Annotated in this window: 16 protein-coding genes and 3 pseudogenes; 3 read left to right on the top strand and 16 right to left on the bottom strand. The window is 34.9% G+C overall.

Annotated features, from left to right (window positions below; all coding sequences use genetic code 11):
* Window positions 1-123 (top strand): IS3 family transposase (locus Q9306_RS21370; RefSeq protein WP_306202144.1); only part of this gene is annotated, 123 nt, incomplete at its 5' end.
* A gap of 50 nt (window positions 124-173) precedes the next feature.
* On the opposite strand, the gene Q9306_RS21365 is transcribed toward Q9306_RS21370, so the two are convergent.
* The 3 genes from Q9306_RS21365 to Q9306_RS21355 all read right to left on the bottom strand — a co-directional run bounded on the left by Q9306_RS21365 (window position 174) and on the right by Q9306_RS21355 (window position 1,705).
* Window positions 174-794: an NAD(P)-dependent oxidoreductase gene (locus Q9306_RS21365; RefSeq protein WP_306202139.1), complete on the bottom strand. Its 621-nt coding sequence runs from the start codon at window positions 792-794 to the stop codon at window positions 174-176.
* A 104-nt stretch (window positions 795-898) separates the two neighbouring features.
* Complete coding sequence (locus tag Q9306_RS21360; protein WP_306202137.1) at window positions 899-1,093, bottom strand: hypothetical protein; 195 nt, start codon at window positions 1,091-1,093, stop codon at window positions 899-901.
* A gap of 153 nt (window positions 1,094-1,246) precedes the next feature.
* Entirely contained in the window at window positions 1,247-1,705 is a 459-nt protein-coding gene (locus tag Q9306_RS21355; protein WP_306202134.1) for a spore coat protein, read from the bottom strand.
* 373 nt (window positions 1,706-2,078) lie between these two features.
* Between Q9306_RS21355 and Q9306_RS21350 the strand changes: the two genes are divergently transcribed.
* Window positions 2,079-2,168 (top strand): YjcZ family sporulation protein, encoded by a 90-nt coding sequence (locus tag Q9306_RS21350; protein WP_020060957.1) that lies wholly within the window; start codon window positions 2,079-2,081, stop codon window positions 2,166-2,168.
* A gap of 365 nt (window positions 2,169-2,533) precedes the next feature.
* Here the strand turns inward: Q9306_RS21350 and Q9306_RS21345 are convergent, their stop codons facing one another.
* From Q9306_RS21345 to Q9306_RS21315, 7 genes are all read right to left on the bottom strand, one after another.
* Complete coding sequence (locus tag Q9306_RS21345) at window positions 2,534-3,403, bottom strand: TIGR03943 family putative permease subunit (RefSeq protein ID WP_306202132.1); 870 nt, start codon at window positions 3,401-3,403, stop codon at window positions 2,534-2,536.
* 3 nt (window positions 3,404-3,406) lie between these two features.
* A complete protein-coding gene (locus Q9306_RS21340) occupies window positions 3,407-4,303 on the bottom strand; it encodes a permease (RefSeq protein WP_306202130.1) in 897 nt (298 codons plus the stop codon).
* Between the two features lie 211 nt (window positions 4,304-4,514).
* Complete coding sequence (locus Q9306_RS21335; RefSeq protein WP_020060960.1) at window positions 4,515-5,456, bottom strand: magnesium transporter CorA family protein; 942 nt, start codon at window positions 5,454-5,456, stop codon at window positions 4,515-4,517.
* Between the two features lie 187 nt (window positions 5,457-5,643).
* Entirely contained in the window at window positions 5,644-7,023 is a 1,380-nt protein-coding gene (locus Q9306_RS21330; RefSeq protein ID WP_306202127.1) for a putative polysaccharide biosynthesis protein, read from the bottom strand.
* Window positions 7,024-7,425: 402 nt separating this feature from the next.
* Window positions 7,426-8,028 (bottom strand): undecaprenyl phosphate transporter UptA, encoded by a 603-nt coding sequence (gene uptA, locus Q9306_RS21325; protein WP_306202125.1) that lies wholly within the window; start codon window positions 8,026-8,028, stop codon window positions 7,426-7,428.
* Window positions 8,029-8,258: 230 nt separating this feature from the next.
* Window positions 8,259-8,876, bottom strand: coding sequence for an NUDIX hydrolase (locus Q9306_RS21320; protein ID WP_306202122.1), 618 nt, complete (start codon window positions 8,874-8,876; stop codon window positions 8,259-8,261).
* Between the two features lie 81 nt (window positions 8,877-8,957).
* Entirely contained in the window at window positions 8,958-10,031 is a 1,074-nt protein-coding gene (locus Q9306_RS21315) for a CotH kinase family protein (RefSeq protein WP_306202120.1), read from the bottom strand.
* Window positions 10,032-10,448: 417 nt separating this feature from the next.
* Between Q9306_RS21315 and Q9306_RS24725 the strand changes: the two are divergent.
* A pseudogene (locus Q9306_RS24725) lies at window positions 10,449-10,493 on the top strand (hypothetical protein); the annotation flags it as partial.
* Between the two features lie 21 nt (window positions 10,494-10,514).
* Here the strand turns inward: Q9306_RS24725 and Q9306_RS21310 are convergent.
* The 6 genes and pseudogenes from Q9306_RS21310 to Q9306_RS21285 form a co-directional block, all read right to left on the bottom strand.
* Window positions 10,515-11,294, bottom strand: coding sequence for a hypothetical protein (locus tag Q9306_RS21310; RefSeq protein ID WP_306202117.1), 780 nt, complete (start codon window positions 11,292-11,294; stop codon window positions 10,515-10,517).
* A gap of 148 nt (window positions 11,295-11,442) precedes the next feature.
* On the bottom strand, window positions 11,443-12,060 hold the full coding sequence (locus tag Q9306_RS21305; RefSeq protein ID WP_306202115.1) for a phosphoserine phosphatase 1: 618 nt from the start codon (window positions 12,058-12,060) through the stop codon (window positions 11,443-11,445).
* Window positions 12,061-12,074: 14 nt separating this feature from the next.
* The gene (locus Q9306_RS21300; protein ID WP_306202112.1) at window positions 12,075-12,620 is read right to left on the bottom strand and encodes a short-chain dehydrogenase; all 546 of its coding nucleotides are present in this window, start codon (window positions 12,618-12,620) and stop codon (window positions 12,075-12,077) included.
* Window positions 12,621-12,641: 21 nt separating this feature from the next.
* A pseudogene (locus Q9306_RS21295) lies at window positions 12,642-12,920 on the bottom strand (VOC family protein); the annotation flags it as partial.
* An 82-nt stretch (window positions 12,921-13,002) separates the two neighbouring features.
* A complete protein-coding gene (iscB, locus tag Q9306_RS21290) occupies window positions 13,003-14,250 on the bottom strand; it encodes an RNA-guided endonuclease IscB (RefSeq protein ID WP_306202110.1) in 1,248 nt (415 codons plus the stop codon).
* Window positions 14,251-14,503: 253 nt separating this feature from the next.
* Window positions 14,504-14,653: pseudogene (locus tag Q9306_RS21285) on the bottom strand (VOC family protein); the annotation flags it as partial.
* Window positions 14,654-14,693 lie beyond the last annotated feature (40 nt).

The raw sequence follows: 14,693 nt of genomic DNA, 5'->3' as shown, positions 1-14,693 counted from the left end.
GTTGAACATTTTAAGCAAGAACTAGCAAAGTATATTGAATACTATAATCATAAAAGAATTAAGGCAAAACTAAAGGGCATGAGCCCGATACAATACCGAGTCCATGCCCAAGAAGTTGCCTAATGAAATAACCTGTCTAACTTTATGGGGTCACTTCACATAAGGATGGCTTTTTAATAGGCAATACCAATTCGTTTTTTATAATGAATATCATGATAAAGTAATTGATAAGCAAAATGAGCTGTATCTCCAACTGTGATCTGTATACCATCTAGCGGTAACACATCTTCTTCAGTACGATAAATAGCTGTTTCTTCTCCATCGATTAAGTGTGTTGGACAGACAATCGTCCATTGTAATTTGCTATTCGCTAAAGCTAAATAGGCCGCTACATGGTCTTCCGCTGCAGCCGTTGTCTTTCGACGTGATTCACTGGATTGAAAGCGATATAATTGCGGATTCACACGTGCCTGTAAAATTCCAGCCGTTCCAATTGTTATAATTCTTATAATCCCTTCCTCGTTCATAGCGTCTATAATATTTGGCAAACTTTTTGATAACGTGCCGTTTCCATCGGTACCAAGTGCACTAATTACAACATCTGCACCCTTTACACACTCTTTCACACCTTCTTCATTCCATACATTTCCTTCTATTACACGAAAATTCTCATGTTGTATTTGTAGCTTCTCTTTATTTCTCACAAGCGCTGTCACCTTATGATTATCCTGTAATGCAAATTTTAAAATTTCGACTCCGACTCGACCTGTTGCCCCAAATAAACATATATTCATACTAACTCACACCCTTTCAATCTCTCTATTATTTCTGAAAAAGCAAAAATACACAACAAAAAAGCTTTCTTATTTATCAAGAAAGCTTTTTTATCATATAATAATTATTTCTTTTCAGTAGAGCTTGACGAACTGTCTTTCGAGTTTTTATCTTTTACATCCCCGCTCGTTTCTTTTTCAGTTGTTTTACCTTCTTGTTGCGTCGTCTCTTCTTTCTTTTCCTCATTCTTACTACAACCTACCACAAATAAAGAGCTAGCAAGTGCAACGGCAGTTAACGATTTAACATATTTATTCATTTGCTTATCCTCCTTTTGATAGAATATGTACATTCTCATATTACATCTCTTTTTTAAAGGAAATATTATAGATTAGTAAATAAATAGTAAATCAATGTTAATTTTCTAAATTAACAGAATAAGTACAAAAAGACAGCGGTATCGCTGTCTTTTTCACCCATATTTCTCTTCATTAATCATTGTTTGTATGCTGTATTCTTTTTTCATCACATATTGCCATACACCGTATGCATTTCGATTCATTTTCAAAAAACAACTTTCTAAAAAAGAGCGAAATTCTGGATTTGCTACTTGAATTGCTACATGTGCATATTCAAGTGCTAACCGTTTTAAATATGAAATATACGAACAAGCAATCTCTATATCATTTTTTTGTCCATTATAGTTCGTATGAATCATTTCCATTGAGGATGAAACTGGATACTGGCAAATGATATGCTGCACATTTTCACCTTCTTGAAAGTTAATCTGTTCATTGTAAGCCTGCAATAAGTATGGTAAATGTTGTTGTAGCAATTCTTTTAATTCATGATCTTGCACTTCTTTCATATATTCACCAATCACACATATTACTTCATAGCTATAATCCATGAGCTCTTCAATATGGTCCATTCAATATTTCCTCCTCTCTACTGATATGTATGCTCTAAATAGGACGACAGAACTTTTGTGAATCTTACAAACCCCCCCTATACTTATGTTTTCAAAAATTGTTTTGTTTACTGAAAATCCATCTTCAATAAAAAGTCACTTTTCCATGAAAAAAGCGATCTCAATGTCGCTATACTTCCATTCTGGAACCCCCTTAATTTAAACAGCCTGCTTTAATAACAAAACAACACTTTTAAATCATTATTCTTATATGTTTCCTTCTCCCTCTATCCCTATACAAAAAAAAACGGCTTTATATGGCATATATCCCAGTCACATCATTATAAAAGTGCATATTGTATTATGTACCTTAAAACAAAAGGAGGAAAAAACAATGGGCTTTGGAAGTCACGGTGGTGGGTTTGCGTTAGTTGTTGTATTATTTATCCTCTTAATTATTGTTGGTGCTGCTTGTTTTTGCTAACTAGCGATCCGCTCCATACAACTTTTATGTAGACAAAAAAACTATGAAAAAGAACATCTAATGTTTAGATGTTCTTTTTCTATATATACAAGTTAAAAAAACGACATAAAAAGCCCCTTTCTTTTTATACAGGCGAGAGCATCTGGTCATGCATAGCAACGGTCAGGACCTTTTCCTACCACATACAATGTTTAAAGAAAAAGGCGTAAGCAAGTAGCAATTATGTTGTATTCTGCATAGCAGCAACTTATATGTCAAAAAATTAAAATAGATATGGATATATACATTTATAATGATAAGGTGAAATTTTAAACAACAGGAGTCCCCCTTATCTACTTTACATCTATAAAAAGAAGCCAATTTTATCAATCGGCTCCTCGGTATACATATTGTTCTTTTGGAGATTCTACTGTGTTCCATTTTGTAACTTCTAATACAGGGATGTTTGCATGAAATGGCTGATAAAACTCTGTTGAAATTGTTCCTTCCACTTGAATCCACTCATCATTTTTCCACTGAGCATCTTCTGGTTTCTTAACCAGCATTCCGTATACACCTGAATCAGCAACACAGTGAATAATTCCAAAACGGAATATAAAGTATTGTTCTTTTTTAGAGGAATCATCACGGAATACAAATCCTTTAAAAGAAATTGTTTTACCCGTGAATTCGCCAGGATAGTTATACACTACTTCCATCCCTTTCAAAAAGTCAGCATCGTTTAAAGCAATTTTATCTTTTGTTACAAATTGCTTCTTCTCTTTATCCATAACCTCTCGATATCCTTCTTTTGCATAATAAATGCTCGTATCAGGTCGTAAAAACTGTCGATTCATAAACGGGTCTTTACTTTCTGGCTGTGCAACCGGGAAATGAAACCCTTTTGCTTTTACGATATCGGAATCTAGTGTTGCAATTGGAAAAAAGAGCCCCGAAATAATCGGAAAACAAAATAGCGTGTACGCAATCGTACGTTTCCACCATGTGTTTTCATCTTTTGAATGATCATGACCACAGTGACTTTCATTACAGCCGCATTCATGATCATGCTCATGTTTACCATGTTCTTTTTGAAATACAATAATCATTTGAATGACAGTTAAAAATCCTAAAATAATTGCTGCTGTTTTTGATAAATACGCATATTTCATATTAATATATTTTGTAATATCACCAGAAATATGAAGTTGTGCTAATAAAATTGTAAACCCAAGTAAAATATAAGCTCGAAACATTAATTACCACCCCATCGCATAAATGAGTAGTGAGCTTGCATAAACAACAACTGTAATTAAAACAATAACAACAATAACAAAACGTGTTTTAAAATTCGCAAGCATCATAATCATATTTTTAATATCTACCATCGGTCCATATACAAGAAAGGCGACTAGAGCTGGTGTTGCAAATGTACTTTGGAATGAAGATGCAATAAACGCATCAGCTTCTGAACATAATGATAAAATAAAAGCAAGTCCCATCATAACAATTGGTGAAGAATATGGCCCTTGTCCAATTGCAAGGAGGGTAGACGTCTTCACAAAAGTTTGTACACTTGCCGCAATAAGCGCACCAATAATTAAAAATTTTCCCATTGAGAAAAACTCCTCAACAGCATGTGTACATACATCCCAAAATTTTTCACGGAATGGTCGATTATGATTTACCACTGGAAAATTAGTATTCCGTAATTGATGATCTTTAAACATAAACGATAAGACAAGACCGACAATAACGGCTACAATAATAGCGACAATAGCGCGATACCAAACCATATGCATACTGCTACCAAACGCCACATATGTCGCAAATAAAACGACAGGATTAATAATCGGTCCAGTCAGCATGAAGGCAATTCCTGCATATGGTGGTACCCCTTTCCCGATAAGGCGCCTTACGATTGGAACAATTCCACATTCACACCCTGGGAACATCATCCCTAGAAAAACGGCTAATAAGACAGACAGAAAACGATTCTTTGGCATCCACTTTGCTACCATATCTTCTGTCACAAACATTTGAATGAATCCTGAAATAAATACACCAATTAATACAAATGGCAATGCTTCAATTAAAATTGAAATAAAAATCGTATTCATTTGCAGGAACGCTTTTGGTAAATGAAACATTTCCATGATGCATATCCCCCATCTTTTCATTAACAATATGTAATTGTAACTGGAATCCTTAGATTGAACAAGTACTTATAAAAATTAACCTAAATGGTATATTATACATCTTTCATTTCATAAATTAAGGAACGATAGTGTGTAAAAATGCTAATTTCTCAATACTTTAAATCAAAAAAGCTGCTTTGGAAATGTTCCAAAACAGCTGGGTTTCATATTAAAAATAACGTTTCTTCCAAAAAACAAAAGCCATTAAGCAAGATAATATTGCCGATATAATCATAGCCATTAAAAAACCATGAGGATTTTCACTTAATGGAACCGGAACATTCATTCCAAAAAAACTGGAAACCATTGTTGGTACTGATAATATGATCGTCATAGAAGTTAAAAACTTCATAACACTGTTTAAATTATTGGAAATGACAGAACTAAATGTATTCATCATACCACTTAAAATATGGCTATATATTTCGGCCATCTCAATTGCCTGCTTATTTTCAATTAATACATCTTCAAGTAAATCTTGATCATCTTCATACATTTTCAAAAATGTATTATTTCGCATTAATTTTTGAATTACAATCTTATTTGCCTTTAAAGATGTCGTAAAGTACACTAAGCTTTTTTCAAGCCCTAATAACGTAAAAATCTCTTTATTTTTCATCGATTTATTGAGCTCATGCTCTAAATCCGTTGTTTTTCGATTAATCTGTTTTAAATAACGTAAATAATAAGTAGAAATCGTATATAAGAGCTGCAGTGCAAAACGTGTCTTTTTAAAGGTATAAAATTCTTTAATTCGCTGATTAATAAAGCGTTCAAAAATCGGATTTTCTTCCAAACAAATTGTAACAAAACATTCTGGCATGACGATCATACCAATCGGAATCGTATCATACATTGAATTTCCTTCTTCGTCATGTCTAACTGTTGGAATATCGACGATAATTAAAGCATTATCATCTTCTTTTTCAATACGCGAACGTTCTTCATCATCCAAGGGGTCTTTAATAAAGTCCAGTTCAACATTTAACGTTTGAACTAAAAATTGAATTTCTTCCTCCGTTGGATGGAGTACATTAATCCAGCAGCCCTTTTGAATCTCCTCGATCTCTTGTAGTTTTCCGTTTCGGTCTGTTAAATAAATATTTAACATACTATCACCCCGATTCTTATTACATGTAGGAACCAACCTCACTTTGAAATAACAGTCTATTTTAAACCGCTATTTTCAGCATATGAAACAAATGAAAAGATTTCAATAGAAAATTATTTTGAAAACGCTTTTCTTCACAAATTATTAAAATAGAAAAAGACAGAGCATTCTCTGTCTTTTATAGACATTATGTTGCCTTTATAACATATTTAGAAAGTATCCACAAGTTAAACGAAACAGAAACCGTATAACCAGCATAAGTCGCAATAATAAAACTAATATAATCAAATTGTGGAAGTAATACAATGTTTAACGCAATTTTTATCCCTATTCCTATAAACAAACCAATTACTGTTTTTCGCTGTTGATCAATCCCTTGCAGCATAGCCGCTGTTACAGCAAAGAGCGAAAATAATATACAAGCCGGGGCGTAATAGCGTAAAATCACACTTCCAAGCGCAGGATCATTTCCTGTCCCAAATAGTAATGTATATACTGGTTCAGCTAAAATCATCATTCCTAACGATGCTGGAATCGTTAGAAATACAACGAGCAAATTTGTTCTTGTAAAATGTTTATATAATAACTGGTCATTTTTGGCTGTATACGCCTTCGTCATCTCAGGAACGAGTGACATACTAAAAGCTGTAGCAACGGAAACCGGAATTAACACAACCATTTGTACAAGCCCAATCACAGCATTTATTTTTTCCGCTTCTCGCTGTAAATATCCCATTTGCATTAATAACTTATTAATTGTAAATGTATCGATTGTTTGATACAAGGGAATGGCAAGACCAACAACAACAAATGGAATGGAGTATGTAAATAATTCTTTATACAGTGCGAAAAATGATTTTGTTGTTTGCGGAACACTCATATTTTCTTTTTTCTTTAAATGACGCCTTCTCTTTAAGTAATATGCAATTAATATTCCAAGTCCTGCTACAGCTCCTACAAAAGCACCAAACGTAGCAACTCCAACCGCCAACGCTGTTGCACCTTTGTATATATGAAGTACTGCAAAACTTCCGATTAAGATTGTTAACATTCGAAAAAACTGTTCTACTACTACACTTAAAGCAGATGGCCCCATCGATTGAAATCCTTGAAAAAATCCACGTAATAAGCTCATAGAAGGAACAATTAGTAAAGCAAAGCTTACAATTTGAATATTATATGTAACAGCCGTGACACTATTACCTGTTTGATCTCCGCCATCTATAACTACCTTTGCAAGATAGGGAGCTAAACAATATAACAATAAAAACGCTATAACTCCCATACACCCCATAAAAATAAGCCCACTTTTTAATACTCGTTTCACCGTGTAATAATCGTCTAATTCATTATATTTAGATACCATTTTGGAGACAGCTAAAGGAAGTCCCATCGTTGCGATACTAAGCATAATTGTATAAGGACGATAAGCATATGTATATAATACATATCCTCCCGTTCCAACCATCGCTGTAAAAGGAATAACATATATAAAACCTAACATTTTCGAAATCATCGTTGCCATTGTTAAAAAGAATGTTCCGCGTAAAAACGGTGATCCCTTCATGAAATTCCTCCGCTATACTGTTTTACTACACCATATGGACAACTTTCTACTTTTAGAACTTATATAAGATAAAACTTTAATCACAAAATAAACGTAACTACTCAGTTACTTTATGAAAAACCGACAGAAAAGCATTTTTTTAAATGGGCGAGAGGGACTGGCGATGCATAGGAGCGGTCAGGGCCTGTTCCTGGCCACGTGCAAGGTTTGAAAACAAAAGTAGACAATAAGTGCAGGCCCCTGCCCTGTTTGCATGACAGCAGTCTATATGCCCAAAAATGAATTTACAAATACTAGAGAGACACATCTTCACTAGAATCATACCCTTTTCTAAATTTCTAAAAGGTATAGCTGAGTAGTTACAAATAAATAAAGAAAAAAGCCAATGAAAATTCATTGACTTTAACGACCTGCTTTTCTTTTTTTCAATAATTTCATACCTATGTATACAGCAATAAATAGAATCGCTCCTACGATGAAATAATGCGTGTAGTCAGCAGCATATTCTTTAATATGACGCCAATTCCCGCCAAGTTTTTCACCAAAATAAATAAACAGTATAGACCACGGAATAATAGCGAGTACTGTATATGCTGTAAATCGTTTCAATGACATCTTCGCTAATCCAGCTGGAATCGATATTGCATGACGTACAACTGGGATAAAGCGCGCAGAGAAAATTACACCAGCACCATATCGTTTAAACCATTCTTCCGCTACATCTAAATGTTTCTTATTAATCAATAAATATTTACCATATTTTTCAACAACTGGACGTCCGCCGTAATATCCAAGCCAATACAAGAAAATTTGCGCCAACGTTCCACCAATCGTTCCAGCAATTACTGCCCCAACGAAATTAATTTCTCCCTTAGCAACTAAATAACCTGCATAAGATAATACAATTTCACTCGGAATAATTTCGATCATGAGCCCTAGCGCAATTCCGAAATAGCCTAGACTTATAAAAAATTGTAGTAACTGTTCAATCAAATTTGCTAACATTCTTCATTATCTCCTTTTTTCTACGCACACACTTTCTTATTATTTCATAAAAATCTACCCTTGCCAATATGCTACTACTTAATAGTATAAAATTATGCAATAATAAAAAAACATACTTACCTTTTCTATTTCGAAAGGAGAAAGTGCACGATGGAATATAGATTACTAGAAATTATTCCAAAAGACAAGCAAGTTATAAAAGATTTACTAATTCTTTACAAAGAAATTTTTCAATCCACCATTCTTTCTTTATTCGGATTTTTCATATAAGCAAACATTTGCCGGATTTGCCATTCTGTGTTTCTTCCTATCGATAGTTCTGGCAATTCTTCTTCTCCAAAAAAGCGAACATCTTCTGTTTCAATACCGATTTTTCTTTCACCACCTACTATTTCACAACTAATAAATATCTTATATACATCAATTGCAGAAGGTGATGGTTGATGCTTCTGTTTATCAAAGATAGATAATAAACAAAAATTTTCTACTTCGTAACCAGTTTCTTCAAAAACTTCTTTTCGCGCAACTTCCGTAGGCGTATATCCAATATCAGCCCACCCGCCTGGTAGTGCCCATTTCTTATCGCTTTTTTCTTTTACAAAAAGTAACTTTCCTTCTTGAAACACGACTGCTCGAATATCCACTTTTGGAGTTTGATAACCCGTTTCACTTGCAAATAACTGCTCAACTACTTCCCAATCTGTTTTTGTATAATTTGACATCATTTCAACCGATAACTTCCGAAGTTCTTGAAAACGTTCTATATCATATACATCTTTTGAATATGCTAATCCGGCCTGTGCAATTGCCTGTATTTGTTTGACCCATTTGATCCATTTGATTTCCATTAATTCACCTTCCTTATTTTCAATTACCATTATTATACAACAAAAAAAGAGATTGATTGTTCAATCTCTTTTTGCTTGTCTTCATAATTCATCTAAATGCTCTCGTAAAAATTCCCGACGTTTTTCTATATATTGAAAAATCAAATCCGGTTCACTATCAAATTTATCTATTTTCAATTTTACATATGGATCTTGCAAAATATATGGACGAAGTTCCTTATGCATTCCTTCTACTTTCGGTTTTATATATTCTACTGTAAATTGATGCGAAAGTATATCTTCCAAAATTCCCCTGTATTGTTTTCTAAAGCTATCGACATCAAGTAATCTAGCACTTAATGTATTAAATCCTTGAATACGAACGTAATCATGCTCCATTTCTCTCCCTTTAACATCCCGTCCCCACGTTGCATCATAATCCCAAGGAATCATTTCAAACAACTTTGTTTCTCCATTATGATAAAGTGCATAGTTGTGCACAAACCCATCAAAGTTTTGTGTGCATACAACACCCGCTAACCATCGTAAATATTTATCAACATCAACATATTTTATGATTTCTTTTTCATACGCTGCTCTGGAAATTGTATTCAATTGATAGATAAATTCACTAATATCTTCTTCACTGTGTTCATTCCCATATTTCAATTCATACCCTGAGAATAATTTCGTTTTTATACATTTATCTAACTCGCTTACTAATGAAAAATTCGCATCATCATCGATTGCATAGTAAATAGAACCATTTGGTAAATTTCGTCTCTGTAAAAAATTTTCATCTACCGATTCTAACTGTAAATAAACTCCTTCAAATCGATTATTAACCTTTACAAGAACATGTTGCGCTTTTGGTGATAGCGTACCAATGTCCGAAAAAAAATCCAGGGATAACTTATTCCGTATTAAAGAAGGGTCGTTGAATTCAGAATTTATATGCAGCTCATGCACGCCTTGAAAAAATTTTGGTTTATAAAACATCACATGATATGATTTTTTCTCCAATTTCCGAATATGAGAACCACGGTATACAATATCAATATCATACTTTCTTTTATTATATGTTAACTTAGCTGGAACAGGATCATCAGACCAAACATCTTTTCGTAACTCTACAATATACATTGGGTGAATAAAAAAATCATAAGAAGGTATCATTTTCTCCCTTCCCTTCTCTTTCATCTACAATTAATGTATGCTTTTCCTTTCCCCATTGTCACATCCGCTATATATTCATTTTATTAATTATAAATGCTTTTCTTATCCTTTCTTCATAATGTAATAGTACGAAAGGCGTCCCTTTTCAAACTACTACATTATGAAGACTTCTTTATGAACCTTGGTATTCAAAAATCGATATGTCTTCTTGATACACATATCGATCCTTTAAACCCAAAGGATCCGGACACTAATTCTTAAGAAACAGACGCTTATCACAGTCTGTTTTTTAGGGTATACCACTATTTTCAAAAAAAAATAAACACAATTCATTAGCTTGACATACTTTATTAATAGAAAGCGCATTATTCCAAAACAGATGAAAAGCTTAGTTCTTTCCAAGGAGGATTTTGATAGATGTATACAAAAGATGATATTCAAAAAGCAGTAGAAGAAATAATTAGTGCTGGAATGGAAGGGTTCTTAACCCAGGAACCTAAATCCTATTCTAAACGTTCTGACTGCTCTTGCCGTTCTCGTTCTTCTAAAAATTCTTGCAAATCTAAACGTACTTGTAAATCTCATCGTTCTTGCAAATCTCATCGTTCTTGTAAATCTCATCGCTCTTGCAAATCTCATCGTTCTTGCAAATCTCATCGTTCTTGTAAATCTCATCGCTCTCACAAATCTCATCGCTCTCACAAATCTCATCGCTCTCACAAATCTCATCGCTCTCACAAATCTCATCGCTCTCACAAATCTCACCGTTCTTGCAAATCTCACCGTTCTTGCAAATCTCATCGCTCTTGCAAATCTCATCGTTCTTGCAAATCTCATCGTTCTTGCAAATCTCATCGTTCTTGCAAATCTCATCGTTCTTGCAAATCTCATCGTTCCGGTAAATCTCATCGCTCTTGCAAGTCCCATCGTTCTCACAAATCTCATCGCTCTTGCAAATCTCATCGCTCTCGCAAATCTCATCGCTCTCGCAAATCTCATCGCTCTTGCAAATCTCATCGCTCTCGCAAATCTCATCGCTCTTGCAAATCTCATCGTTCTCACAAATCTCACCGTTCTTGCAAGTCCCATCGTTCTTGCAAGTCCCATCGTTCTTGCAAATCTCACCGTTCTTGCAAGTCCCATCGTTCTTGCAAATCTCACCGTTCTCGCAAGTCCCATCGTTCTTGCAAATCTCACCGTTCTTGCAAATCTCACCGTTCTTACAAATCTAAGCGCACTTGTCGCTCTAAACGTAGTTGACAACTTCGTTCTGGGCGCTCTGGTCGTTAATATAATATATTACTCTATCATATCAAAGAGGTTCCTCGTTATTTCAAAAATGCAAATAGACCGCTTTAAGCGGTCTATTTGTCTATTAGGGCAAATCATTGTTTTTATAAAGCTTCTCCTTTTACCTCTCTTCAAAATGCGCAATATCAGCAAATAAATGAATTGTACTTTCTCCTTCTTTAAATTCAATCACACTTAAACTTGCACTATGCATAAAAGGACCATTCCATATATTTTCAATAGGACGTTGTTCAAAATGCCCCATCATAAGTAATGAAGTAATAGCATGAGAGACAATTAAAACATTTTCTCCGTCATGCTTTTGAAGAATGTATGTAAGCCCCTTTAGCACGCGCTCTCTCGCGTCGTAAAAACTTTCTCCTGATTTCGATTCATACCGATGCGGTGCATTCCAAAATAAATCAAAATCTTTTGCATATTTCTCTTGCAATTCAAGTTGTGTATGTCCTTCCCAGACTCCCATATCAATTTCATATAAATGTTCATCTGTTACAATTGGAATATCTCTGTCTCCTTTAATTAACTGAGCTGTATGCATTGCTCTTTCACTTGGACTGCTGTAAATAACATCTAGTGCCATATCTTTCATACGTTTCCCTAATTGTTTTGCTTGTAGTATTCCAGTTTCCGTTAAATTTGAATTTTTTCTACCTTGCATTCTTTTTTCTACATTCCATTCTGTTTCCCCGTGACGCGTAATATATAACATTGTTTTCATCATCGTCTTCTCCTTTACCAACTCGGTCTAGCATCCCATGGCTCTAATGTTCCAACAATCCATTCCTGTTGTTTATGATGAATTCCAGCTATAACTCCACTAGTAATTTCATCATTTGTTAACCATCTAGAACCTTGTTCTTCTACCATAAAACCTAATATAATTCGATAATACCTACATAAAGAAGAGTATCTTACTTTTTTATCTGATTTGTAAGCACTGCTTCCAAGTACATGGAACAACTCCCATCCTTTCGAACATATTTCAATCTCATCACTAATTATTTGCAATGCATCTACTGCCGCTGAATGAATCCAAGCTACCACAAGCGTAATTGGTCCATTTTTTTGAATGGAATTTTTAATTTTATCACGCAACTCATCACTATTATGATAATCAAGCGCTAAACATGTTATCCTTTCAGGAGTATGGCATGAATCCTGTATCTTCTTTAGACCTTTTACATTTCGACCGATTACAGAAGTATGGTGCCCTTGCTCAGCAAACGACTTTGGCACTGCCTGTAACATTCCAGTCCCACCAACAACAAGTACATGCATAACCCTTCATCCTTTCTCTATTTAGTAAAATAACATATGCGGTTTTGCTTCTTTATAATATTGCAGTCTCTCTTGCAGCGTCCCTGTATGAAATTTAAACTTATGACCGTCTGGGTCTGTAAAATAAATAGATTTACAATCTCGCACATCACGCTCTCGTCTGTGTAAAATATGTACGTTATTCACATTAAGACGATGTATTAATGCTGTAAAGTCTTCTTTTTCTATCGAAAACGCAATATGTGTATATGATTGGTAGATTTCACTTCTCGGAATATCCTTTTCTTCATTTAACGTAATTCCGAAAGAAGGCCCCATCTTCAAGTGCGTGACGGGCAAGAGCCCAGCGGTAAGGTGGGGATGAATTTCGGTTAGGCATAGCCTAACTGATTTGTAAGAACTGCCAATTGTTCGTATGGTGTATACGTTCTATATCTGATACCTTCACTTGCTTATAAGTTTTAGTTGGATTTTGTATATATTGTCCATGTATATCTTGTACGTATACCATTCTCCCTGTAAACCCTGTCACAAATCCTACTTGTCCAAATACTTTCACTTTATCTCCTAAATAGATTCCATCTACATACGGTGTGTTTTTCTTGTTCCGTTTTGCACTTGTATTCTTTGTTTTCCTTCCTTTTCTTGCGGTTGCTTCATGTAGGGAACGCTTTTTCTTTCTAAATTGCTTGATGCAAAATTCACCGTTTCTATCATATTCTTGTATTTGTGTTGGATTCGTAATCGCAATTGCGTCATTTACATGTGTTTTTGATAAACCTAATTCTTTTCGCTTCGCTGTAGTGTAACTGCCATACGTAATGTCACAATCTAAACGATTCATGATTTGTAACCGCAATATATTCATAAAGGCAGTCTCTTTATATTGTTTTGGTTTCTTGAAACTGTGTTTGAGTTTCCCTTGGTGGAACTTTTGATGGCACTCTTCATGCACTGTTACAAGATTATCTGCCATATCAGTGCCACCTTTACATTGTTCAATAATATGATGCGTATGCAAAATACCACCTTTTTTCTTGCAGATTTGACAGGTGTAATTGTCTCTTGCGAATACGTAATATCTTGTATTCCAAAAGCCAAAGGCATCTCCTTGTTGATATTCCGTTCCTTGTATATCGGGATTTTTTAGCTTTTTTGCATCAAATTTCCCTACTTCTACAATTACTTTTGGTGAAGGTAAAAGTGACTTGAATGTTTCAATCCAATGAATTTGGTTATCGATTCTGCTTTGAATCGATGGTGGTAACCAACCTTCTTTCTTTTTTCGATTGAGAATACGTGCTTTGCGATACCTTGTTTTTCGCTGCCTTCTACCTCTACGTAATGTAGCTCTTAGTGTGAGATTTTCTTTTACGTCCTGACGTAGCTGGATGGTTCCTTTTGTTAACACTTTGTCTTCAGTCGTAATCGCAATGCCGATATGCTTTACTCCGCTGTCAACACCGATTGTAACGGGTTGCACCGCTTCACCTGTAGCATATTGTAATTGAATTGTAAACGGAGTATATCCCACAATCTTCGCTTTTCCTTGTTTGAGAAGAATCCGCGCCTTGCGATGACCGCAAGGCATGAGCGGTTCTCCCCTTAAATTTTTGACAAACACACACATGTTTTGTCCCTCCTAAGAGTTTGTTTCCCTTCGCCAATGTTTGTAGGTGTTGACAACTTCTTATACAAGAAGGCTTGTGGTTGACCGTTCCTTCCCAATCAGAACTGTTACAGAGCCACCATAGAGCCAAGAACTAGGGAATCATTCTTGGGTATGCAACCTACGAACGGAGTCCATGAAAGACTGAGGCTAGACAACCAGGGCTTGTTTCAAGCCCCCACTTCAAAACGTGTTAGCGTTTAAGTGGTGGGTAGTTGACTGCAACCCACATTCCACACACATCAAAATAAGCAAGTGTTCTACCTTTTACAAGTATCTTCCCTTCCAACACTTTTTCGTAAAATTGTATAGATTTCTCTAAATTTGAAACAGAAAAGCAAAGATGATTCATTCCTTTTATCATTGTTATGATCTCCTCACAATAAAAAAGATGCGCAATATTC

Origin of the sequence: Bacillus multifaciens, assembly GCF_030756675.1 — a bacterium.
In the GTDB taxonomy this organism is placed as follows: Bacteria; Bacillota; Bacilli; order Bacillales; family Bacillaceae_G; genus Bacillus_A; species Bacillus_A multifaciens.
The sequence above is the reverse complement of the archived record's forward strand: the minus strand, read 5'-3'. Positions and strand labels throughout refer to the sequence as shown.